Origin of the sequence: Streptomyces sp. NPDC048171, from assembly GCF_043202655.1 — a bacterium.
GTDB lineage: Bacteria > Actinomycetota > Actinomycetes > Streptomycetales > Streptomycetaceae > Streptomyces.
Genome location: NZ_JBIDAU010000002.1, coordinates 298,303 through 320,017, shown reverse-complemented (window position 1 = coordinate 320,017; position 21,715 = coordinate 298,303). Strand labels below are relative to the sequence as shown.

General features: G+C 72.7%; 20 protein-coding genes. 10 read left to right on the top strand and 10 right to left on the bottom strand.

Annotation, left to right across the window (positions count from 1 at the left end):
* Nucleotides 1–134: 134 nt before the first annotated feature.
* Together ACGF3J_RS05875 and ACGF3J_RS05870 are read right to left on the bottom strand one after the other, a co-directional pair.
* A complete protein-coding gene (locus ACGF3J_RS05875) occupies nt 135–1,379 on the bottom strand; it encodes an Ig-like domain-containing protein (RefSeq protein ID WP_161329392.1) in 1,245 nt (414 codons plus the stop codon).
* A gap of 221 nt (nt 1,380–1,600) precedes the next feature.
* The gene (locus ACGF3J_RS05870; RefSeq protein WP_161329393.1) at nt 1,601–1,954 is read right to left on the bottom strand and encodes a hypothetical protein; all 354 of its coding nucleotides are present in this window, start codon (nt 1,952–1,954) and stop codon (nt 1,601–1,603) included.
* Nucleotides 1,955–2,063: 109 nt separating this feature from the next.
* Between ACGF3J_RS05870 and ACGF3J_RS05865 the strand changes: the two genes are divergently transcribed.
* A complete protein-coding gene (locus tag ACGF3J_RS05865) occupies nt 2,064–2,390 on the top strand; it encodes an LPXTG cell wall anchor domain-containing protein (protein WP_346346136.1) in 327 nt (108 codons plus the stop codon).
* Between the two features lie 68 nt (nt 2,391–2,458).
* Here ACGF3J_RS05865 and hutH read toward each other — a convergent pair whose 3' ends face one another.
* From hutH to ACGF3J_RS05850, 3 genes are all read right to left on the bottom strand, one after another.
* On the bottom strand, nt 2,459–3,997 hold the full coding sequence (gene hutH / locus ACGF3J_RS05860; RefSeq protein ID WP_161329404.1) for a histidine ammonia-lyase: 1,539 nt from the start codon (nt 3,995–3,997) through the stop codon (nt 2,459–2,461).
* A gap of 138 nt (nt 3,998–4,135) precedes the next feature.
* Complete coding sequence (locus tag ACGF3J_RS05855; protein WP_161329394.1) at nt 4,136–5,284, bottom strand: sensor domain-containing diguanylate cyclase; 1,149 nt, start codon at nt 5,282–5,284, stop codon at nt 4,136–4,138.
* 72 nt (nt 5,285–5,356) lie between these two features.
* Nucleotides 5,357–6,157: an enoyl-CoA hydratase/isomerase family protein gene (locus ACGF3J_RS05850; protein WP_161329395.1), complete on the bottom strand. Its 801-nt coding sequence runs from the start codon at nt 6,155–6,157 to the stop codon at nt 5,357–5,359.
* Between the two features lie 209 nt (nt 6,158–6,366).
* Between ACGF3J_RS05850 and ACGF3J_RS05845 the strand changes: the two genes are divergently transcribed.
* Complete coding sequence (locus ACGF3J_RS05845) at nt 6,367–7,011, top strand: hypothetical protein (protein WP_202558275.1); 645 nt, start codon at nt 6,367–6,369, stop codon at nt 7,009–7,011.
* A 25-nt stretch (nt 7,012–7,036) separates the two neighbouring features.
* Here ACGF3J_RS05845 and ACGF3J_RS05840 read toward each other — a convergent pair whose 3' ends face one another.
* Nucleotides 7,037–8,182 carry an adenylate/guanylate cyclase domain-containing protein gene (locus ACGF3J_RS05840; protein ID WP_161329396.1) on the bottom strand — a complete coding sequence of 382 codons (1,146 nt, stop codon included), beginning with the start codon at nt 8,180–8,182 and terminating at the stop codon, nt 7,037–7,039.
* Nucleotides 8,183–8,733: 551 nt separating this feature from the next.
* Nucleotides 8,734–9,597 (bottom strand): biotin--[acetyl-CoA-carboxylase] ligase, encoded by an 864-nt coding sequence (locus ACGF3J_RS05835; RefSeq protein WP_161329397.1) that lies wholly within the window; start codon nt 9,595–9,597, stop codon nt 8,734–8,736.
* A 110-nt stretch (nt 9,598–9,707) separates the two neighbouring features.
* On the opposite strand from ACGF3J_RS05835, the gene ACGF3J_RS05830 reads away from it, so the two are divergent.
* The 4 genes from ACGF3J_RS05830 (at nt 9,708) to ACGF3J_RS05815 (ending at nt 12,442) form a co-directional block, all read left to right on the top strand.
* A complete protein-coding gene (locus ACGF3J_RS05830; RefSeq protein WP_161329398.1) occupies nt 9,708–11,300 on the top strand; it encodes an acyl-CoA carboxylase subunit beta in 1,593 nt (530 codons plus the stop codon).
* A 9-nt stretch (nt 11,301–11,309) separates the two neighbouring features.
* Nucleotides 11,310–11,516, top strand: a complete 207-nt coding sequence (locus tag ACGF3J_RS05825; RefSeq protein ID WP_161329399.1) for an acyl-CoA carboxylase subunit epsilon — start codon at nt 11,310–11,312, stop codon at nt 11,514–11,516.
* Nucleotides 11,517–11,651: 135 nt separating this feature from the next.
* Complete coding sequence (gene mmpB, locus ACGF3J_RS05820; protein ID WP_272924142.1) at nt 11,652–11,780, top strand: morphogenic membrane protein MmpB; 129 nt, start codon at nt 11,652–11,654, stop codon at nt 11,778–11,780.
* A 38-nt stretch (nt 11,781–11,818) separates the two neighbouring features.
* Nucleotides 11,819–12,442, top strand: a complete 624-nt coding sequence (locus ACGF3J_RS05815) for a nucleoside triphosphate pyrophosphatase (protein ID WP_161329400.1) — start codon at nt 11,819–11,821, stop codon at nt 12,440–12,442.
* Here the strand turns inward: ACGF3J_RS05815 and ACGF3J_RS05810 are convergent.
* The gene (locus tag ACGF3J_RS05810; RefSeq protein WP_161329401.1) at nt 12,411–12,893 is read right to left on the bottom strand and encodes a hypothetical protein; all 483 of its coding nucleotides are present in this window, start codon (nt 12,891–12,893) and stop codon (nt 12,411–12,413) included. The genes ACGF3J_RS05815 and ACGF3J_RS05810 overlap by 32 nt on opposite strands.
* Before the next feature lie 374 nt (nt 12,894–13,267).
* Between ACGF3J_RS05810 and ACGF3J_RS05805 the strand changes: the two genes are divergently transcribed.
* Nucleotides 13,268–15,040, top strand: a complete 1,773-nt coding sequence (locus ACGF3J_RS05805; RefSeq protein ID WP_161329402.1) for a biotin carboxylase N-terminal domain-containing protein — start codon at nt 13,268–13,270, stop codon at nt 15,038–15,040.
* Between the two features lie 145 nt (nt 15,041–15,185).
* Here ACGF3J_RS05805 and ACGF3J_RS05800 read toward each other — a convergent pair whose 3' ends face one another.
* Together ACGF3J_RS05800 and ACGF3J_RS05795 are read right to left on the bottom strand one after the other, a co-directional pair.
* Nucleotides 15,186–16,172, bottom strand: coding sequence for a DeoR/GlpR family DNA-binding transcription regulator (locus tag ACGF3J_RS05800; RefSeq protein WP_161330874.1), 987 nt, complete (start codon nt 16,170–16,172; stop codon nt 15,186–15,188).
* Between the two features lie 179 nt (nt 16,173–16,351).
* Nucleotides 16,352–17,800 (bottom strand): NAD(P)H-quinone dehydrogenase, encoded by a 1,449-nt coding sequence (locus tag ACGF3J_RS05795; RefSeq protein WP_161330873.1) that lies wholly within the window; start codon nt 17,798–17,800, stop codon nt 16,352–16,354.
* Between the two features lie 85 nt (nt 17,801–17,885).
* On the opposite strand from ACGF3J_RS05795, the gene ACGF3J_RS05790 reads away from it, so the two are divergent.
* The 3 genes from ACGF3J_RS05790 (at nt 17,886) to ACGF3J_RS05780 (ending at nt 21,279) form a co-directional block, all read left to right on the top strand.
* On the top strand, nt 17,886–18,323 hold the full coding sequence (locus ACGF3J_RS05790; RefSeq protein WP_125495169.1) for a gamma-glutamylcyclotransferase: 438 nt from the start codon (nt 17,886–17,888) through the stop codon (nt 18,321–18,323).
* 93 nt (nt 18,324–18,416) lie between these two features.
* Nucleotides 18,417–19,241 carry a purine-nucleoside phosphorylase gene (locus tag ACGF3J_RS05785; protein ID WP_122615924.1) on the top strand — a complete coding sequence of 275 codons (825 nt, stop codon included), beginning with the start codon at nt 18,417–18,419 and terminating at the stop codon, nt 19,239–19,241.
* 388 nt (nt 19,242–19,629) lie between these two features.
* On the top strand, nt 19,630–21,279 hold the full coding sequence (locus tag ACGF3J_RS05780) for a phospho-sugar mutase (RefSeq protein ID WP_161330872.1): 1,650 nt from the start codon (nt 19,630–19,632) through the stop codon (nt 21,277–21,279).
* Nucleotides 21,280–21,715: the final 436 nt, after the last annotated feature.

The following is a 21,715-nucleotide window of genomic DNA, read 5'->3' as shown; positions in this document are numbered from 1 at the left end:
GGCCCGCGTAAGAGGAGGATGAGAAGCCGGGGAGACGCCGGACGCCCGCCGCCCCGGTGAGGGGGCGACGGGCGCCTGGGTGAAGTGGTGGTGGACCGCGCCGCGTTGGGCTGGTCCGGCCGGACGGGCTCGGGTCAGACGGCCGAACCGGCCTTCCACTGGGCCCAGTCCATGTTCCAGCCGTTGAGGCCGTTGTCCGGGGCGACGGTCTTGTCGCCGGTGTTCTGGACGACGACCACGTCACCGATGATCGAGTTGTTGAAGAACCACGAGCCCGGCGTGTTCGGGTCGTTGGCGCCCTTGGCGTCCTCCAGACCCACGCAGCCGTGGCTGGTGTTGGCCTGGCCGAAGATGCCCTTGCCCCAGTAGTTGCCGTGGATGAAGGTGCCGGAGGTGCTAAGCCGCATGGCGTGGGGCACGTCCTTGATGTCGTACTCGCCCTTGCCGTCGTCGTCGGTGAAGCCGACGGTCGAGCCGTCCATCCGGGTCTCCTTGAACTTCTCGGAGATCACCATCTCGCCCTCGTAGGTCTTGTTGTCGGGCGAACCGGCGGAGATCGGGATGGTCTTGACGGTCTTGCCGTCCTGCGTGACCTTCATCTGCTTGGTCTTGGCGTCGACGTACGAGACCTGGTTGCGGCCGATCTTGAAGGTGACCGTCTTCTGCTGCACGCCGTAGACGCCGTCGGCGCCCTCGACCCCGTCGAGCGCCAGCTTGAGGGTGACGGTCGAGTTCTCCGTCCAGTACTTCTCCGGGCGGCAGTCCATGCGCTGGGTGCTGAACCAGTGGCAGGCGACCTCCTGGCCGCTGCTGCTGTTGACCGTGATGCCCTTCTGGACGGCGGCCTTGTCGGTGATCTCCTTGTCGAAGTTGATCGACACGGGCATCCCGACGCCGACGGTCTTGCCGTCGTCCGGCGTGAAGGTGCCGATGAAGCTGTTCTCCGGGGAGACCGTGGTGAACGAGGCGTTCTCGTGGGCGGCGCGGCCGTCGGAGTCCTCGGCGGTCGCCGTGATCTGGTACTTGGTGGCCCGCTCCAGCTGACCGCTGGGCTTCCAGCTGGTCTTGTCGGCGGATATCGCGCCCTCGACGGCGGTGCCGTCGGAGGCGGTCATCTTCACCTCCGTGAGCGTGCCCTTGCTCACGGTGACGCCGGTGCCGTTGTTGATGGAGGCGCCGTCCGAGCCGCCCTTCGGGGTGATCTTGATCTGGGCCTCGGACGTCTTCTTGGCCGCCGCCTCGTCCACCTCGGCCTGCGAGGTCTTCCCGTCCCCACCGGAGGTGTCGGCGTCGCCGCTGGAACATGCAGAGAGCACCAGCACACCGCCGAGCAGTGCGGACGCGGCCGCCAGGCCCTTGCGCCGCTTACCGTCCGTCATCACACGCTTCTCCATCGTTGCCGATTCCCGAAACCCCGAGATACCCCGTCAATAACTTTCAACGCTACGACCGGTTCGTCCCGTTCCACATCGCTCGCGGGTGTGGGTCACGCCACGTTTACCCATCGGGTCGGGGCGCGGGGTCGGTCAGTGCGCACTTTGAGACGACGAAACCCCGGGTGGTGGTTGCCACCCGGGGTCACGAATTTCCCCACGCGGCGTCAGCCGACCCTCACTTCGTCGTCCTCCGGGTCGTTCTCGTCGTCATCATCCTCGTGCAGGTCCCACTCGGGCGAGTCGGGGTCGTAGTCGATCTGCTCGCTGCTCCAGGAGGCCTGCTGGAGCTCGACCCCCGGCACCCCTCCGACCAGGTCGAACGGGTCGACGAGATGGGCCAGGGCCTCGGCGGTGTCCTCCGTCACAGCGTGCTCGGACCGGGTGCGTTCCGCGTCCGGCAGGTCCGCGTCGTCGGCGAGGCGCTGCAGCGCGGCCCCGGTGAGGGCCTCCTCGTCGTCGATCTCGACGACGAGCTCGACGCGAATACGGACGAACCGGGATGTCTCTGGAGTGGTCATGCCCGGAGCGTAAGGCCGACCGCTCCCGTGACTTTCCTGTGACCCGCGCCTTTCACTAACATCTGCCCACACGGCCAATTCGCCAGCGCCACAAGGGGATCGATATTCCGTGTCATCCGCTCGCCGTCCGTTGCTGACCGCCGCCGCCGCGGGGGGCCTCCTGTGCGCCCTGTGGTTCGTCCCGTCGGCGAACGCGACACCCGAGACACCCGCGTTCGAGTCCGCGGCCGCGACCCCGTCTCCGCAGGTCACCGCACAGGCCAGAGCCGCGTCCACGGACACGGCGGCCACCACGGCCACCGACGGGGGCACCACCCGCCTGGCCGACACCGGCAGCTTCGACAGCACCCCGTACGTCATCGGCGGCGCCCTGTGCCTCGGGCTCGGCGCCGGCTTCGTCGGGTACTCGGTGCGCCGGGAACGCCTCGAGTTCTGAGAGGTTCCGACGCCGCCGGTCACGCGCGAGGGGCCCCGTCCGCGGACGGGGCCCCTCGCGCGTCGGCGTCAGCGCAGCGGTCCGGTGACCGTCTCCGCCGCCGCGACCAGGTGCCCGGCCCGCACGAAGGCGTCCGCCGCGGCCAGGTCCGGTGACAAGTACCGGTCGGGTCCCGGGCCCTGCACGCCCGCGGCCCGTACGGCGTCGATGACGGCCCGCGAGGCCGGGGCCGGGGTCAGGCCCTCGCGGAGCTGGATCGCGCGGGTGGCGGCGTACAGCTCGACGGCGATCACGCGGGCCAGGTTGTCGACGGCCGTGCGCAGCTTGCGCGCCGCCGACCAGCCCATGGACACGTGGTCCTCCTGCATCGCGGAGGACGGGATCGAGTCCGCCGAGGCCGGTACGGCGAGCCGCTTCAACTCGCCGACCAGGGCCGCCTGCGTGTACTGGGCGATCATCAGCCCGGAGTCGACGCCCGCGTCGTCGGCGAGGAAGGGCGGCAGGCCGTGGCTGCGGTTCTTGTCGAGCAGCCGGTCGGTGCGCCGCTCGGCGATGGACCCGAGGTCGGCGACGGCCACGGCGAGGAAGTCCAGGACGTAGGCGACCGGGGCGCCGTGGAAGTTGCCGTTGGACTCCACCCGTCCGTCGGGCAGCACCACGGGGTTGTCCACGGCGGCCGCCAGCTCGCGCTCGGCGACCAGCCCCGCGTGGGCCATGGTGTCGCGTCCGGCACCGGCGACCTGCGGGGCGCAGCGCACCGAGTAGGCGTCCTGGACGCGGGGGGCGTCGTCCTGGTGGTGGCCGGTCAGGCCCGAGCCGTCGAGCACGGCGAGCATGTTGGCGGCGCTGGCGGCCTGCCCGGGGTGCGGGCGGATGGCGTGCAGCTCGGGGGCGAGCACCTTGTCGGTGCCGAGCAGGGCCTCCATGGTCAGCGCGGCGGTGACGTCGGCGGACTTGTAGAGGGTGTCGAGGTCGGCGAGGGCCATGACCAGCATGCCGAGCATGCCGTCGGTGCCGTTGAGGAGGGCGAGGCCCTCCTTCTCGCGCAGCTCGACCGGCGTGATCCCGTGCTCGGCGAGCAGTTCACCGGCCGGGCGCACGGTGCCGTCGGGGCCCTCGGCGTCCCCCTCGCCCATCAGGGTCAGCGCGCAGTGCGACAGCGGCGCGAGGTCGCCGGAGCAGCCCAGGGAGCCGTACTCGTGCACGACCGGGGTGATCCCGGCGTTCAGCACGTCGGCCATGGTCCGCGCCACCTCCGGGCGGACGCCGGTCCGGCCGGAGCAGACGGTCTTCAGACGCAGGAACATCAGCGCGCGGACCACCTCGCGCTCGACCCGCGGGCCCATCCCGGCGGCGTGCGAGCGGACGATGTTGCGCTGGAGCTGTGCCCGCAGTTCCGGGCTGATGTGCCGGGTCGCCAGGGCGCCGAAGCCGGTGCTCACCCCATAGACGGGTTCCGGCTTGGCGGCCAGCGCGTCCACGATGTCGCGGGCCGCGGCCAGGGCCGCCACGGCCTCGTCGGAGAGCTCGACCCGGGCGCCGGCGCGCGCCACGGCGAGAACGTCGGACGCGGTCACCCCGGACGTCCCCACCACCACAGTGTGCATATCCATATTCAGGAGCGTACGCAGTGAATTCCTTGATGTCACGAGGGGACGACGAGGGGATGCGTCACCATCGGGCAGCGGTTTCACCCCTTACCGCCCGCACCCCTTACGGAGGTGACCCTCGCGCGGGACCCCGCCCTACGGCGAGTGCCGCCCCCGGAAGCGCCGGCGCTCCCCGCCCTCCTCCCGGGACGGCTCGTCGGCCAGCCGTACGACGGGGTCGTCCGGTCCCTCGCGGCCCGCGACGACGGGTCCCGCCGACCGCTCCGCCTTGGCGCGGTACTGGGCGGCGTCGGCGAGCCGGAACAGCCGGCGGGCGGAGCGCACCGGCCCGACCTCGTCCTCCGTGGACGCGACCCCGCAGGCCACCCCGTCGCCCAGCTCCAGCTCGGCCGCCCGGCGGCACAGCTCCTCGGCGGCCTTGACCACGTCGTCGGCGGACGGCCCGACCGCGAGCAGGCAGAACTCGTCCCCGCCCAGCCGCGCGGCCAGCGCCCCCGGCAGCATCGCCCCGCACAGCGACAGCACCGACCCGAACCGCTCCAGGAGCCGGTCCCCGACGGCGTGCCCGTGCGTGTCGTTCACCCGCTTGAGGCCGTTCAGATCGCAGACGACGAGACTCACGACCACGTCGTCCCTGCGGTGCCGCTCGACGGCCTCGTCCAGCGCCGCGTCCACGGCGCGGCGGTTGGCCAGCCCGGTGAGCGCGTCGGTGTAGGCGAGGCGCCGGACCTCCTCGAGACGCTCGGCCTGCGCGATCCCGGCGGCCACGACCGAGGCCAGCACGGTGGCGAAGTCGGCGTCGGGCCGCGCGAAGACCGGGTCCCCCACGGGGCGGGCCACGTACAGCTCACCCCAGGCGCGGCCGTGCAGCACGATCGGGGCGACGACGCAGCAGCCGCGCCCCCGGCGGCGCAGCGCGGCGACGCGCTGATGGACGTACCCCGGCCGCCCGGTGGCGGGCCCCTCGGCCGTCTCCACCCAGGCGTCGGGCTCACCACCGCCGGCCCAGCGCTCGTGCAGGAACTCGGTGATCTCCGCGAACTGGTGCACCGGGTAGGACTCGTCCTCCGGGAACTCCTCCTCGTCCTCGGCCCGCCTGCCCACGTTCACCAGGACGCGGAGCCGGCCCAGCTCGCGTTCCCACACCGACAGCGCGGCGAAGCTGCCGCCCAGCGCCAGACACGCACCGGCCGCCGCCGCCCGCCACGCCTCGCGGGAGCTGTGCGCGGCGGCCATGCCCTGCGCCAGTGCCACCACCGCCGCCAGCCGTCTGTCCTCACCCATCACTCCAGGCTAGGGAGATTCAGCCCGAAATGTGACTCAAGCAGGGCGAACGGGGCGCATGCGACCCGCGTGCTACTCCCCCGGCCACCGCGGCGCCCGCTTCTCGTTGAACGCCGCCACCCCCTCCGCGCGGTCACCCGAGAACGCCACCGCGCGCCACGCCGCGTCCTCGACCTCGAGCCCCGCCCGCAGGTCCAGTCCGTGTCCGAGCCGCAGCGCCCGCTTGGCCGCCCGCAGCCCCACGGGCGAGTTCGCGGCCATCCGGGACGCCAGCTCCAGCGCCTCCTCCCGGTCCCGCCCCTCGTCCACCAGCTGGTCCACCAGCCCCAGCTCGCGCGCCTCCGCGGCCTCCACGCGCCGCGCCGTGAACACCAGCTCGGCGGCGCGCGCCGCCCCCACCCGGCGCGGCAGCAACTGCGTACCGCCGCCGCCCGGGATCACCCCGACGGACACCTCGGGCAGCCCCACGACCGCCGTGGGGTCGGCCACGATCACGTCGCAGGAGAGCGCCAGCTCGAAGCCGCCGCCCAGCGCGAAGCCGTGCACGGCCGCGATCGTCGGCACCGGCAGCTCCAGCACCGAGGTGTACGCGCCCCGCGTCACCGGCCGCTGGCGCAGCAGGTCGGCGTCGGAGAAGGAGTTGCGCTCCTTCAAATCGGCGCCGACGCAGAACGCCCGATCGTGGGTCGAGGTCAGCACCACCGCCCGCACGCCGCGGTCCCCGGCGAGCGCCGCGCACGCCTCGGCGACGGAGCGGGCCATCGCGGTCGAGACGGCGTTCATGGCCTTCGGCCGGTCGAGCGCGAGCTCCGCGACATGCCCGTCCCCGTGCCGCCGCACCAGGACGAAATCTCCGAACCGCTCCTCGCTCATGACACCCTCCGGTTAACGCGTGTTAACAGCCGACCGTCCGATCATCGCAGGCATGCCCGCGCGACGGAAGGCCGGACCCGCCCCGCCCCCGCGCCACGCCGTCCACCCGTTCGAGTGACATCCGACCGACCGTCGTACCGGGACCACCGGCACCGCGTAGCGTCGCCCCGCCACGGCGCGGCGGGGGGCCGTGGCACCGGGGAGGATTCATGACGACGACCGGCACACCGACAGGACGGGCGCACCCTTGGGGCCGCCGGGGCCGACACCGCCGACCGCGGCCCCGCAAGGTGCTGCTGGCCGCGGGCGGCCTGGCCTTCGCGGCCGGCGCGCTGAGCCTCGTACGCCTGCTGCCCGGACCGGACGGCGACGCGGGGGGCCACGGCGCCGAGGCCGCGCCGCGCGTGGACCCGCGCGGGGGCGGGGAGACCGCGACGGACCGGGCGGGGACACCGGGCGCCGCCCGCACCGCCGGTCCGTCCGACGTGAGCCCCTCGGCGACGTCCGCCATGGGCGGTCTGAGCGGCTCCCCGGCGGGCGGACCGATACCGGCCCCGTCCCCGCCCCACCCCTCGGCCTCGTCGTCGTCCTCGTTCTCGTCCTCCGGTACGACGACCGTCCCCGTGGCTCCGAACCCGCCCGAAGACCTGTCCGGCGCCACGGCCGCGCCGGACACCGCACGGCCGCCGGGCTCCACCCACGCCCCACGGCCCCCGCACTCCGACGCCCCGCACCCCACACCGACCCGGCCCCCGGACCGCGGCACACCTGCGGCCCCCGCCCCGGAACCCCACGATCCGGGGCTGTGCGTGCCGGTCATCGGCCTCTGCGTGGACCTGCGCGGCGGCAACTGACCGCCACCGGGACGCCCCTCGGGCCTCAGGACCCGTCGCCGTCGTCGCCCCGGCGGGTGAGCAGCCAGGGCTCGACCACGCCGAGACCGCGCACCGGGCGCTGCCACATCGGCTGGAGCGCGAAGCGGTACGACGGCGGGTCCTCGCCCGCCTTCTCCGCGGCGGCGGCCTCCTCGGCCGCGACCGCCTCCGAGGCCGGCGCGTCCTGCGTGCGGATCAGCTCCTCGGCGAGCGCGGCGTCGACGAGGACGGCGTCACGGGGAGCTATCGAGGTCAGCCGGGAGGCCAGGTTCACGGTCGAACCGAAGACGTCGCCCATCCGGGTGGTGACCGTGCCGAAGGCGATGCCGACGCGCAGTTCCGGCATGGTCTCGTCGTTCGCCAGCGTCTCGACGAGGAGCAGCGCGATCTCCGCGGCCGTTCCGGCGTCGTCGGCGGCGTAGAGCACCTCGTCGCCGAGGGTCTTGATCAGCCGTCCACCGCGCGCGGCGACCAGGTCGGCGGCGGTGGTCTCGAAGGCCTCGACCAGTTCGCCGAGTTCCTCCTCCTCCATCCGGCGGGTCAGCCGGGTGAAGCCGACCAGGTCGGCGAAGCCGACCGCGAGCCGCCGGTCCACCATCTCCTCGTCGTCGGCGGCCTGCACGACCCGGCCCGCGGAGGCGGCGAGCTGGCGGCGCCAGACGTAGACGAGGAACTCCTGCAGTTCGGGCAGGAGCAGCTCGACGATCGGGTACGTCACCTCGGTGCGCGTCATCCCGGGCTCGGGGGGCTCGGTCAGGCCCTCCAGGAAGGAGTCGATCTGCCACTCGGCCAACCGGGCGGTGGTCTGCCCGGTGGACCGGGCCACCTGCACGGCCATCGCCTCGCTGAGCAGGCCCGCCTCCACCAGACCGGCCAGCCGCCGCAGGGCGAGGACGTCGGCCTCGGTGAGCGCTCTGGCCTGGCCTATGTCGGCGAAGCCCATGGCCCGCCAGAAACGGGACGCCAGCTCCATGGAGACGCCCGCGCTGCGGGCGGCCTGGAAGGGGGTGTAGCGGCGCTCGGCGCCCAGGATGAGCCCTTCGAGGCGCAGCGCGAGCGGGTCCTCGCCGGAGTCGGCGGAGTCCGGGGCGGGCTCGGGGTCCACCCGGCCGTCCCCGTCCGCGCCGGAGCCCGTGTCGTCGACGCTCAAGCCTGCTGCCCTTCCGATCTGCCGCGGTCAGATATCGACCGGCCACAACTTTACGTCAGGTGTGCCCCAGCTCACTGCCGTGCGGCGGCACTCCGGGCCCGCCGTCCCCGGGCCCGCCCCGCATCCCGGATCCGGGATCCCGGATCCCGGGTCCCCGGTCCCGCACGGACGCCACCGTTCTCCCACTCGGCACACGCCCCCTCGCCGTACAGCCACAGGCCGGAGCGCGCACGAACCCCGCTCGCCCGAGCCTGCGCCCGGAACGGCACTCACGCCACCCGCAGCCGCGGGCGGTCCCCCGGCCTCAAGGGCTCCCGCATCCCCGGCCCCGTCCTGCGGCCGGCGTGCCCCCGCGCGGCGGAAGCCCGAACCCGCACCGGCCCCTGCGCGCCCCGAGCATGTCCTTGAACCGGGCTCACACCAACGGCAGGTGCACGATGCCCCCACGGGCTCTCCCGCGCCCCCGCCCTGCAAGCCGGCACTCCCGTTCGCGCGCGCCCGGCCCGGCACCGGACCGTTCCCGCCCCGCCCGGCCTCCCGCCGAGCCTCGCTCACGCCAATCTCAGGTGCACGATGTCCCCGGCCCCCACCGGCTCCTGCACGCCCGCACCCGTGGCCAGTACCAGCCGCCCGTCGCCGTCCACGGCCACCGCCTCCCCGACCAGTGACCGGTCACCGGGCAGCTCGGCCCGGACCACGCGTCCGAGCGTGGCGCAGCCCGCCACGTAGGTCTCCTGGAGCCCGGCGGCCACCGGGTCGCCCTCCGCCGACCGCCACCGCCCGTACCAGTCCTCCAGCGACCGCAGGACGCCCCGCAGCAGCGGGTCCCGGTCGGTGTTCGCGGCGCCGGCCAGCGCCAGCGAGCCGGCCTGCGGGACCGGCAGCTCGTCGGCCCGGAGACTGACGTTGACGCCGACGCCGATCACGACCCCGTCGCCGGCCCGCTCGGCGAGGATGCCGCCGGCCTTGCGCTCCTCGTCGCCGACGGTCACCAGCAGGTCGTTGGGCCACTTCAGGGCCGTGTCGACGCCCGCCACCCGGGAGAGACCGGTCGCCACGGCCACGCCGGTGAGCAGCGGCAGCCAGCCCCAGCGGGCCACCGGCACCTCGGTGGGCCGCAGCAGCACGGAGAAGAAGAGCCCGGAGCGGGGCGGTGCCGTCCACTGCCGGTCCAGGCGGCCCCGTGCGGCGGTCTGCTCCTCGGCGACCAGGACGGCCCCCTCCTCCAGCTCCTCGTCGGCGGCGCGGGCCACGAGGTCGGAGTTGGTGGAGCCGGTCCGCTGCACCACGTCCACCTGCCGCCACAGCCCTCCCTGCCGCACCAGCGCCCGGCGCAGGGCCGTGCCGTTGAGGGGCGGCCGGTCCAGGTCGGACCAGCGGTTGCTCGGGGAGCCAGAGGCATCGCGCGGCGTCATGCAACCCACCCTAGGTGTGGGAAAGACCGCACTGCCGAACGGAAGACCCCCTACTACTCTACGAACGAGTAACCGTCCCCCCTTTTGAGCAGGCAGGGAGCCGCATCCCGATGTCCGAGCCGGAAGAGCAGCAGCCCGACATCCACACGACCGCGGGCAAGCTCGCGGATCTGACGCGCCGTATCGAGGAGGCGACGCACGCCGGTTCCTCACGTGCCGTGGAGAAGCAGCACGCCAAGGGCAAGCTGACGGCCCGTGAGCGCATCGAGCTCCTGCTCGACGAGGGCTCCTTCGTCGAGCTGGACGAGTTCGCCCGGCACCGCTCCACCAACTTCGGCCTGGACGCCAACCGCCCTTACGGCGACGGCGTCGTCACCGGCTACGGCACCGTCGACGGCCGCCCCGTCGCCGTGTTCTCCCAGGACTTCACCGTCTTCGGCGGCGCCCTGGGCGAGGTCTACGGCCAGAAGATCGTCAAGGTCATGGACTTCGCGCTGAAGACCGGCTGCCCGGTCATCGGCATCAACGACTCCGGCGGCGCCCGCATCCAGGAGGGCGTCGCCTCGCTCGGCGCCTACGGCGAGATCTTCCGCCGCAACACCCACGCCTCCGGCGTCATCCCTCAGATCAGCCTGGTCGTGGGCCCCTGCGCGGGCGGCGCGGTCTACTCCCCGGCGATCACCGACTTCACGGTCATGGTCGACCAGACCTCGCACATGTTCATCACCGGACCCGACGTCATCAAGACCGTCACCGGCGAGGACGTCGGCTTCGAGGAGCTGGGCGGCGCCCGCACCCACAACACCAACTCGGGCGTGGCGCACCACATGGCCGGCGACGAGAAGGACGCCATCGAGTACGTCAAGCAACTGCTGTCGTACCTGCCGTCCAACAACCTCTCCGAGCCGCCCGCCTTCCCCGAGGAGGCCGACCTCGCGGTCACCGACGAGGACGCCGAGCTGGACGTGATCGTCCCGGACTCGGCGAACCAGCCGTACGACATGCACACGGTCATCGAGCACGTCCTCGACGACGCGGAGTTCTTCGAGACCCAGGCGATGTTCGCGCCGAACATCCTGACCGGCTTCGGCCGGGTCGAGGGCCGCCCGGTCGGCATCGTCGCCAACCAGCCGATGCAGTTCGCCGGCTGCCTGGACATCACCGCCTCCGAGAAGGCGGCCCGCTTCGTCCGCACCTGCGACGCCTTCAACGTCCCCGTGATCACCTTCGTGGACGTCCCCGGCTTCCTGCCCGGCGTCGACCAGGAGCACGACGGCATCATCCGCCGCGGCGCCAAGCTGATCTACGCCTACGCCGAGGCCACCGTCCCCCTCATCACGGTCATCACCCGCAAGGCCTTCGGCGGCGCCTACGACGTCATGGGCTCCAAGCACCTGGGCGCCGACCTCAACCTGGCCTGGCCGACCGCCCAGATCGCCGTCATGGGCGCGCAGGGCGCGGTCAACATCCTGCACCGCCGCACCCTCGCCGAGGCCGGTGACGACGTCGAGGCCACCCGCGCCCGTCTGATCCAGGAGTACGAGGACGCCCTCCTCAACCCCTACACGGCGGCCGAACGCGGCTACGTCGACGCGGTGATCATGCCGTCCGACACCCGCCGCCACATCGTCCGCGGCCTGCGCCAACTGCGTACCAAGCGCGAATCCCTCCCCCCGAAGAAGCACGGCAACATCCCCCTCTAAGGAGCCGCTGTGATCAAGGTCGTACGGGGCAACCCGACCCCGGAGGAACTGGCCGCGGCCCTGACGGTGGTCAGGGCCCGCGCGGTCGCGGCGGAAGCGCCGCCCGCGGCCGCGCCGGGCAGCAGGGACGCGTGGTCCGACCCTGCCCGTATCGCCGCCCACCGGTTGCCCCAGCCGGGGCCGGCGACATGGGGCCGCACCTACTGGCCGGCCTGAGGGCGAACGCCCAGGGGCGCGAGGCGGTGCCGATATGCGGCTCCGCCGCGTGGGCGCACGGCGGCGGAACCCCGCGCCCCGATCTAGGTACCCGTACTCAAGCGCAGCCCCCCGCCCAAGCCGCACGCTGGTGCCATGCTGTGGTCCGACCCGAAGAACGAGCCGCCCGAGGAACTGCGCGACATGCAGCACCGGCTGCGGCGACTGGGCGTCTTCCTGGCGCTGGCGATGGTTCTCGCGATGCTGGTCGCCGGCCTGCACTGAGCCGCCGGCGATCCCCGCGCCGCCGATACCCTGGTCCCATGACCGACCAGCAGCCGCGCCGCCGCCTCGTCCTCGCCTCCCAGTCCCCGGCCCGACTGGGCCTGCTCCGCCAGGCCGGCCTGGCTCCCGAGGTGCTGGTGAGCGGGGTCGACGAGGACGCCGTCACCGCCCCCACCCCCGCCGAGCTGGCCCTCGCCCTGGCCGAGGCCAAGGCCTCCGTCGTGGCCGCGAAGCCCGAGGTGCACGGTGCCCTGGTGATCGGCTGCGACTCGGTGCTCGACCTGGACGGCCAGGCCCTCGGCAAGCCGGCGGACGCCGAGGAGGCGACCGCCCGCTGGAAGGCGATGCGCGGCCGGGCGGGCACCCTGCAGACCGGCCACTGCGTCTGGGACACCGCCTCCGGCCGCCACGTCTCGGCCACCGCCTCCACCCTCGTCCGCTTCGGCGAGCCCACCGACGAGGAGATCGCGGCCTACGTGGCCTCCGGAGAGCCGCTGTACGTCGCCGGGGCGTTCACCCTGGACGGCCGCTCGGCCCCGTTCATCGACGGCATCGACGGGGACCACGGCAACGTGATCGGCCTCAGCCTGCCCCTGCTGCGGCGGCTGCTCGCCGAGCTGGGGACCGGCATCACGGAGTTGTGGGCGCCGGCGGCGGGCTGACCGGCGTACCGTCGTCGCCCGCGCCGTCCTCGGGGCGCGCCGCGGGCGCGGGCCGCTCGTGGGCGTCGTAGGTCATCAGCAGCAGCACGATGAGCCCGAGCACGACGATCATGAAGACGAAGGCGCCGGGGCCCACCAGTCCCCAGGTGAAGGCCCCGAGCAGCCCGTGCACCACGGCCGCGCTGATCAGCAGGATCCGGCCGAGCCCGGCCGGCGCGCGGTCGCGGAGCGCCACCAGCAGGGCGACCAGCCCGCACAGCGCGAAGTAGAGCCCGAAGACCACTCCGCCGATCTTCGACGACACGGACATCGCGTCCGGATCGAGACCGGCCAGGGACATGTCCTGCCTGTCGACGACGATCCCCAGGAACCAGTTCAGCGCCGCGACGCCGACCGCCTCCAGGAAGAGCACGACCGTCACGATCCACGCCACCGGCCTGCGCACTGACACCGGCCCCCACCCACTTTCGACCGCTGCCGCACGGGACAGCTGTTACCCCAAGTACGTCCGAGACAGCCAGCACGCTACTAACGGGTAAACCTCGCGACAAGGGGTCTGCCGCGAGCAAAGAATCATTGGGCCATTAGTAGGGACTCGACAAAGAAACGGAGTGGCCCGCAGCACGCTCTTACAGAGACCTTGACCACACGAGGGAGCTAGGGTTTCCCCCATGAGTCCTGCGTAGCGCGGTACTACAAGGGCTTTCGCAGGTCGAGCGAGCCTCGAATCACGCTCCGTGTGGGCAAGCTCACCATTGGGGACGGGTCGAAGTGCCGTGTCGGCAGTCCCTAAAATCGGCTTGTTTCAAGGAGGGAGCCTCAATCGTGCGCAAGGTGCTCATCGCCAATCGTGGCGAAATCGCTGTCCGTGTGGCCCGGGCCTGCCGGGACGCGGGGATCGCGAGCGTGGCCGTCTACGCGGACCCGGACCGGGACGCTCTGCACGTCCGTGCCGCTGATGAGGCGTTCGCCCTGGGTGGTGACACCCCCGGCACCAGCTATCTGGACATCGACAAGGTCCTCAAGGCCGCGCGGGAGTCGGGCGCGGACGCCATCCACCCCGGCTACGGATTCCTTTCCGAGAACGCCGAGTTCGCCCAGGCGGTCCTGGACGCGGACCTGATCTGGATCGGTCCGCCCCCGCACGCCATCCGTGACCTGGGCGACAAGGTCGCGGCCAGGCACATCGCGCAGCGCGCGGGCGCCCCGCTGGTCGCGGGCACCCCCGACCCGGTCTCCGGCGCGGACGAGGTCGTCGCGTTCGCCGAGGAGCACGGCCTGCCGATCGCGATCAAGGCCGCCTTCGGCGGCGGCGGACGCGGCCTGAAGGTCGCCCGCACCCTGGACGAGGTCCCCGAGCTGTACGACTCCGCCGTCCGTGAGGCGGTGGCCGCGTTCGGCCGCGGCGAGTGCTTCGTCGAGCGCTACCTCGACAAGCCCCGCCACGTGGAGACCCAGTGCCTGGCCGACCAGCACGGCAACGTGGTCGTCGTCTCCACCCGTGACTGCTCGCTGCAGCGCCGCCACCAGAAGCTGGTCGAGGAAGCCCCCGCCCCGTTCCTGTCCCAGGCGCAGATGGACGAGCTGTACTCGTCATCCAAGGCGATCCTGAAGGAGGCCGGCTACGTCGGCGCCGGGACCGTGGAGTTCCTCGTCGGCATGGACGGCACGATCTCCTTCCTGGAGGTCAACACCCGTCTGCAGGTCGAGCACCCGGTCACCGAGGAGGTCGCCGGCATCGACCTGGTCCGCGAGATGTTCCGCATCGCCGACGGCGAGAAGCTCGGCTACGACGACCCTGAGCTGCGCGGCCACTCGTTCGAGTTCCGCATCAACGGCGAGGACCCGGGCCGCGGCTTCCTGCCCGCCCCCGGCACCGTCACCCTCTTCGACGCGCCCACCGGCCCCGGTGTCCGCCTCGACGCCGGTGTCGAGTCCGGCAGCGTGATCGGCCCGGCGTGGGACTCCCTGCTGGCCAAGCTCATCGTGACCGGCCGCACCCGCAAGGAGGCCCTCCAGCGCGCCGCCCGCGCCCTGGACGAGTTCACCGTGGAGGGCATGGCCACGGCCATCCCGTTCCACCGCACGGTCGTGCGTGACGCGGCGTTCGCACCGGAGCTGACCGGCTCCAGCGACCCCTTCACGGTCCACACCCGGTGGATCGAGACGGAGTTCGTCAACGACATCAAGCCCTTCAACGCGCCCGCCGACACCGAGGCGGACGAGGAGTCGGGCCGCGAGACGGTCGTCGTCGAGGTCGGCGGCAAGCGTCTGGAGGTCTCCCTGCCCTCCAGCCTGGGCATGTCCCTGGCCCGCACCGGACTGGCGGCCGGCGCCCGGCCCAAGCGCCGCGCGGCGAAGAAGTCCGGCCCCGCGGCCTCCGGCGACACCCTCGCCTCGCCGATGCAGGGCACCATCGTCAAGATCGCCGTCGAGGAGGGCCAGGAGGTCCAGGAGGGCGACCTGATCGTCGTACTCGAGGCGATGAAGATGGAGCAGCCCCTCAACGCCCACAAGTCCGGCACCATCAAGGGCCTGGGCGCCGAGATCGGGGCCTCCGTGACCTCCGGCGCGGCGATCTGCGAGATCAAGGACTGAGGCACCCGCAGGAATGCATCCGGGGCGCCCGGCGGACCGACCAACCGGTCCCGCCGGGCGCCCCGCCGTTTTCGGGGGGGCGCGCCCGGGACCGTACGACGGCCGCCGAGGCAGTGCGGCGGCCGCCGGGGCGGCCGTACGACGGCTAGCGTCGGCGCATGTCGGCGACGCGCGCCCGTTCCGGCCCGGCCGGCTGTTCGCCCAGGGCGGTCGCCGAGCGGAGCCCCGCCGCCGCGCCCGGAACCTGTCGGCGCGGCCCCGGAAGCGGCACGTCGCGGCGCTGCTGACGCGCCGGGACGGCATCACCCCCCGGGGCCCCTGAGCCCCCCGGGCCGGACGCCGCACCGCCGGACGCGCCCGCCACGGCGATCTGCACCCCTTGGTCGGCAAGGGCCTGCAACTCGGTGGCGGCACGGTCGTCGTGAGCCGGCGCCTCGTCGGTGACCAGGCGCGTGATGAGGTCCGTGGGCACGGTCTGGAACATGGTGTCCGTGCCCAGCTTGGAGTGGTCGGCGAGGACGACGACCTCGGCGGCGGCCTGCACCAGCGCGCGGTCGACGGACGCCGACAGCATGTTGGACGTGGACAGCCCCCGCTCCGCCGTCAGCCCGCTCCCGGACAGAAAGGCCTTGGACACCCGCAGCCCTTGCAGGGACTGCTCGGCACCCGACCCGACCAGGGCGTAGTTGGACCCGCGGAGCGTGCCGCCGGTCATCACGACCTCGACCCGGTTGGCGTGCGCGAGGGCCTGGGCCACCAGCAGCGAGTTGGTGACGACGGTCAGCCCGGGCACCCGCGCGAGCCGGCGGGCCAGCTCCTGCGTGGTCGTCCCGGCACCCACCACGATGGCCTCGCCCTCTTCGACGAAGCCCGCGGCGAGATCGGCGATGGCCGTCTTCTCGGCGGTCGCGAGATGGGACTTCTGCGGGAAGCCGGACTCTCGCGTGAACCCACCCGGCAGTACCGCACCGCCGTGCCGGCGGTCGAGGAGTCCTTCTGCCTCCAGTGCGCGCACGTCCCGCCGTACGGTCACTTCGGAGGTCTGGACGACGCGGGCGAGCTCACGGAGCGACACGGCCCCGTTCGCGCGCACCATTTCGAGGATCAATTGGCGACGTTCTGCAGCGAACACGAAACTGACAGTAACCCCAACGACCGTCTGCTTTCAGCAGTATGCGCCGAATAACAGAAGTTGTTCGCAAGGGAGTACCAGAAGTGGTATAAGCGCCTACTCTGCCCGCCTATGCCACCCGCAAACGCCACAACTCCCTGTGACCAGCGGGGAGTCACTTCAAGCCGCGCCCCAGGACGCTAGCCCTCTCCCCCCGCCTTCCGCGTGTGCAGCTGCCGGGCGACCTCCGCGATCGATCCGGAGAGCGACGGATACACGGTGAAGGCGTTGGCGATCTGCTCGACCGTCAGGTTGTTGTCGACGGCGAGGGAGATGGGGTGGATCAGCTCCGAGGCACGCGGCGCCACCACGACACCGCCCACCACGATCTCGGTGCCGGGCCGGCAGAAGATCTTGACGAAGCCGTCCCGGATGCCCTGCATCTTGGCGCGCGGGTTGCGCAGCAGCGGCAGCTTCACCACGCGGGCGTCGATCTTGCCGGCGTCGACGTCGGCCTGGGAGTAGCCGACGGTGGCGATCTCGGGGTCGGTGAAGACGTTGGCGGAGACGGTCTTGAGGTTCAGCGGAGTGACCGCGTCCCCGAGGAAGTGGTACATGGCGATGCGCCCCTGCATCGCCGCCACCGAAGCCAGCGCGAAGACACCGGTGACGTCACCGGCGGCGTACACACCGGGAGCCGAGGTCCGCGACACGCGGTCGGTGCGGATGTGCCCGGAGTCCTTGAGCTTGACCCCGGCCTCCTCGAGACCCATCCCGTCGGTGTTGGGGATGGCGCCGACGGCCACCAGGCAGTGCGACCCGGTGATGACCCGTCCGTCGGCGAGCGTGACCTCCACCCGGTCCCCCACCCGTTTGGCGGACTGGGCCCGGGACCGCGACATGACGTTCATGCCGCGCCGCCGGAAGACGTCCTCCAGCACGGCGGCGGCGTCGGGGTCCTCACCGGGCAGCACCCGGTCCCGCGACGACACGAGGGTGACCCGCGACCCGAGCGCCTGGTAGGCACCGGCGAACTCGGCACCGGTCACACCGGACCCGACCACGATCAGCTCTTCCGGCAACTCGTCCAGGTCGTAGACCTGGGTCCAGTTCAGGATGCGCTCCCCGTCGGGCCGCGCGTCCGGCAGCTCACGCGGATGCCCGCCGGTGGCGATCAGCACTGCGTCCGCGGTCAGCGTCTCCTCGCTCCCGTCGGCGGCGCGCACCACGACCTTCCGTGACCCGTCGAGCGCCTGCATCCCCTCCAGCCGGCCGCGCCCGCGCATGACCCGTGCGCCGGCCCGCGTCACGGAGGCGGTGATGTCGTGCGACTGGGCGAGCGCGAGCCGCTTGACCCGTCGGTTGACCTTCCCGAGGTCGACGCCCACGACCCGGGCGGCCTGCTCCATGGGCGGGGTGTCGTCGGCGACGATGATCCCCAGCTCCTCGTAGGAGGAGTCGAAGGTGGTCATCACCTCGGCCGTGGCGATGAGGGTCTTGGACGGCACGCAGTCGGTCAGCACCGACGCCCCGCCCAGACCGTCGCAGTCGACGACGGTCACCTCCGCACCGAGTTGCGCGGCCACCAGCGCCGCTTCGTATCCGCCGGGTCCGCCGCCAATGATCACGATCCGAGTCACGTACTCCATTGTCCCGCACCCTTCAACGGGCGGCTGCCCGGGGGGACCACCGTTACGAACGTGATGCGCGTGACGCCTGTCGTACCCTTCCCCCATGTCGCTCTACGCCGCTTATGCCGGCAACCTCGACGCGCGGCTCATGACCCGCCGCGCTCCCCACTCGCCGCTGCGCGCGACCGGCTGGCTGAACGGGTGGCGACTGACCTTCGGGGGCGAGCACATGGGCTGGGAGGGCGCGCTGGCGACCCTGGTCGAGGACCCGATCTCACAGGTGTTCGTGGCGCTCTACGACGTCGCCCCGATGGACGAGGACTCGCTCGACCGGTGGGAGGGCGTGGGTCTGGACATCTATCGCCGCACCCGGGTGCGCGTCCACACCCTGGAGGGCGAGGAGAAGGCATGGACGTACGTCCTGAACGCCTACGAGGGCGGCCTGCCCTCCGCCCGCTACCTGGGCGAGGTGGCGGACGCGGCCGAATCGGCGGGCGCCCCTCACGACTACGTGATGGAACTCCGCAAACGCCCCTGCTGACGCCACCCCTGTCAGATCCTCCAACCGAACCATCACCATCCCGTGACCTCTGTCATCTACGCGCGTAGGCGGAAACCGGATACCCTCTTCGGCGTGAACGCATCTCTTCTTCCGGACGACATCCAGGGCGACCCCTACGCCGCCGCCGACGCCGCCGCGGCCCGCCTGCGCGAACTCACCGGCGCCGAGACCCACGACGTCGCCCTCGTGATGGGCTCCGGCTGGGCACCGGCCGTGGACGCCCTGGGCGCCCCCGAGGCCGATCTCCAGGTCACCGACCTGCCGGGCTTCCCCAAGCCCGCGGTGGAGGGTCACGGCGGCAAGATCCGCTCGTACTCGATCGGCGACAAGCGCGCACTGGTCTTCCTGGGCCGCACCCACTACTACGAGGGCCACGGCGTCGCCGCCGTCTCCCACGGCGTCCGCACCGCGGTGGCGGCCGGCGCCAAGACGATCATCCTGACCAACGGCTGCGGCGGCCTGCGCGAGGGCATGCGCCCCGGCCAGCCGGTCCTGATCAGCGACCACATCAACCTCACCGCCACCTCCCCCATCGTCGGCGCCAACTTCGTCGACCTCACCGACCTCTACTCCCCCCGCCTGCGGGCCCTGTGCAAGGAGGTCGACCCCACGCTGGAGGAGGGCGTCTACGCCCAGTTCCCCGGCCCGCACTACGAGACCCCGGCCGAGATCCGCATGGCCCGCGTCATCGGGGCCGACCTGGTGGGCATGTCGACGGTCCTGGAGGCGATCGCCGCCCGTGAGGCCGGCGCGGAGGTACTGGGCATCTCCCTGGTCACCAACCTCGCCGCGGGCATGACGGGCGAGCCGCTCAACCACGAGGAGGTCCTCCAGGCGGGCCGCGACTCCGCCACCCGGATGGGCGCGCTCCTGACCCAGGTCCTGGGCCGGCTGTAACCGGACACCAGGGCCGGCCTCGCAACCCGGCGTTCACCCACCCCCGGCGTGGGTGCGGGCGCCGGGGGTGGGACGCGACCTGGCGCCTGCCGGGTGCCACCCGTGCCGCCCCAGCGGCACGCCTGCCCGCAGCTACGCGGGTACGCGGGAGAGCCGCGTACGGCGAGAAGGGGGCGTGCCGGGGGGTGTCCGCCCGCAGCGGTTGGCGCGTCAACACAGGTCACTTCTGTGGCCGACCGATTCCGCGCCGTTCCGAGGACGGACACCCCCCGGCGCGCCCCCGACCCACAACACAACGCACGGCGCTACGCGCACCCCCACCGAAGCAGCCACAGGCCGCCGCAGGCATCCACCCACGGAACAACCGACACACGAGAGGCTGACCGACGTGCAAGACGACCTCCTCGCACGGGCCAAGGCATGGCTGGCCGAGGACCCCGACGCGGACACCCGTGCCGAACTCGCCAAGCTCATCGACGCCGAGGACCACGCAGAGCTCACCGCACGCTTCTCCGGCACCCTCCAGTTCGGCACCGCGGGCCTCCGCGGCGAGCTAGGCGCCGGCCCGATGCGCATGAACCGCTCCGTGGTCATCCGCGCCGCAGCGGGCCTCGCCGCCTACCTCAAGAAGCAGGGAACCCCTCACGGGGACGACACAGCCGGCCTCGTCGTCATCGGCTACGACGCCCGCCACAAGTCCGAGGACTTCGCCCGCGACACCGCCGCGGTCATGACCGGCGCCGGCCTCAGGGCGGCCGTACTCCCCCGCCCCCTCCCCACCCCGGTGCTGGCCTTCGCCATCCGCCACCTCGGCGCGGTCGCCGGCGTGGAGGTCACGGCCAGCCACAACCCGCCCCGCGACAACGGCTACAAGGTGTACCTGGGCGACGGCTCCCAGATCGTGCCCCCCGCGGACGCCGGCATCGCCGCGGAGATCGACGCCGTGGCCTCCCTGCACGACGTCCCGCGCCCCACCACCGGCTGGCAGACCCTCGGCGACGACGTCCTCGACGCCTACCTCGCCCGCACGGACGCGGTCCTCTCCCCCGACTCCCCCCGCACGGCCCGCACGGTCTACACCGCGATGCACGGCGTCGGCAAGGACACCCTCCTCGCCGCCTTCGCCCGGGCCGGCTTCCCCACCCCCGCCCTCGTCACCGAGCAGGCGGACCCCGACCCGGACTTCCCCACCGTCGCCTTCCCCAACCCGGAGGAGCCCGGTGCGATGGACCTCGCCTTCGCGAGGGCCCGCGAGACGGCCCCCGACCTGATCATCGCCAACGACCCGGACGCCGACCGCCTCGCGGTGGCGGTACGGGACGCCACCGACGACTGGCGCATGCTCCGCGGCGACGAGGTCGGCGCCCTCCTCGCCGCCCACCTGGTCACCCGCGGAGCGCAGGGCACGTTCGCGGAGTCGATCGTGTCGTCGTCCCTCCTCGGCCGTATCGCCGAGAAGGCGGACCGCCCGCACGTCGAGACCCTCACCGGCTTCAAGTGGATCGCGCGCGTCGACGGCATCCGCTACGGCTACGAGGAGGCCCTCGGCTACTGCGTGGACCCGGAGGGCGTCCGCGACAAGGACGGCATCACCGCCGCGCTCCTGATCACGGAGCTGGCCTCCACCCTCAAGGAGGACGGCCGCACCCTCCTCGACCTCCTCGACGACCTGGCCGTGGAGCACGGCCTGCACGCCACCGACCAGCTCTCGGTACGCGTGGAGGACCTGTCCCTCATCTCGGCCGCGATGGAGCGGCTGCGCGAGCAGCCCCCGACCCACCTCGCGGGCCTGCCGGTCACGGACGCCGAGGATCTCACCCGGGGCACGGCCACGCTCCCGCCCACGGACGGCCTGCGCTACACCCTGGACGGCGCACGGGTCATCGTCCGCCCCAGCGGCACGGAACCGAAGCTGAAGTGCTACCTGGAGGTGGTCGTCCCGGTCGGCGACCACGCCGACCTCCCCGCGGCCCGCGCGAAGGCGACGGACCTGCTGACGACACTCAAGCGAGACCTCTCGGCAGCGGCAGGCATCTGACCCACCCGGGGGGTGCGCACCAAAGACGACGCACCCCCCTCCAAACCACCCGGCCACCGGCCACCCGGCTACCTGGCCACCGCCCTCCCGGTCACAGGGCCACCGCCTCCTGTGCACAGGCCCGCCAGGCCACCACCTCCCGGGCACAGGCCCGCCGGGCCACCCGCCTCTTGTGCGCAGACCCGCCAGGCCACCCGCCTCCCGAGCACAGGCCAGGCCACCGCCTCCCGAGCACAGGCCCGCCGGGCCACCCGCCTCCCAAGCACAGGGGTACCGCCACCGGCCACCGGCCATCGACCTCCCGGCCACCCGGCCACCCGGCCACCCGGCCACAGGGCCACAGGGCCACAGGGCCACAGGGCCACAGGGCCACAGGGCCACAGGGCCACGGGGCTACCGCCACCGAGCTCCCGGGCCCCCGGGCTCCCGGACCCCC

Excerpts from the sequence above, each read along its gene's own strand:
- ACGF3J_RS05875 (WP_161329392.1), bottom strand. The coding sequence starts at position 1,379 with ATGACGGACGGTAAGCGGCGCAAGGGCCTGGCGGCCGCGTCCGCACTG.
- ACGF3J_RS05870 (WP_161329393.1), bottom strand. The coding sequence starts at position 1,954 with ATGACCACTCCAGAGACATCCCGGTTCGTCCGTATTCGCGTCGAGCTC.
- hutH (WP_161329404.1), bottom strand. The coding sequence starts at position 3,997 with ATGCACACTGTGGTGGTGGGGACGTCCGGGGTGACCGCGTCCGACGTT.
- ACGF3J_RS05855 (WP_161329394.1), bottom strand. The coding sequence starts at position 5,284 with ATGGGTGAGGACAGACGGCTGGCGGCGGTGGTGGCACTGGCGCAGGGC.
- ACGF3J_RS05850 (WP_161329395.1), bottom strand. The coding sequence starts at position 6,157 with ATGAGCGAGGAGCGGTTCGGAGATTTCGTCCTGGTGCGGCGGCACGGG.
- ACGF3J_RS05845 (WP_202558275.1), top strand. The coding sequence starts at position 6,367 with ATGACGACGACCGGCACACCGACAGGACGGGCGCACCCTTGGGGCCGC.
- ACGF3J_RS05835 (WP_161329397.1), bottom strand. The coding sequence starts at position 9,597 with ATGACGCCGCGCGATGCCTCTGGCTCCCCGAGCAACCGCTGGTCCGAC.
- ACGF3J_RS05830 (WP_161329398.1), top strand. The coding sequence starts at position 9,708 with ATGTCCGAGCCGGAAGAGCAGCAGCCCGACATCCACACGACCGCGGGC.
- mmpB (WP_272924142.1), top strand. The coding sequence starts at position 11,652 with ATGCTGTGGTCCGACCCGAAGAACGAGCCGCCCGAGGAACTGCGCGAC.
- ACGF3J_RS05815 (WP_161329400.1), top strand. The coding sequence starts at position 11,819 with ATGACCGACCAGCAGCCGCGCCGCCGCCTCGTCCTCGCCTCCCAGTCC.
- ACGF3J_RS05795 (WP_161330873.1), bottom strand. The coding sequence starts at position 17,800 with ATGGAGTACGTGACTCGGATCGTGATCATTGGCGGCGGACCCGGCGGA.
- ACGF3J_RS05790 (WP_125495169.1), top strand. The coding sequence starts at position 17,886 with ATGTCGCTCTACGCCGCTTATGCCGGCAACCTCGACGCGCGGCTCATG.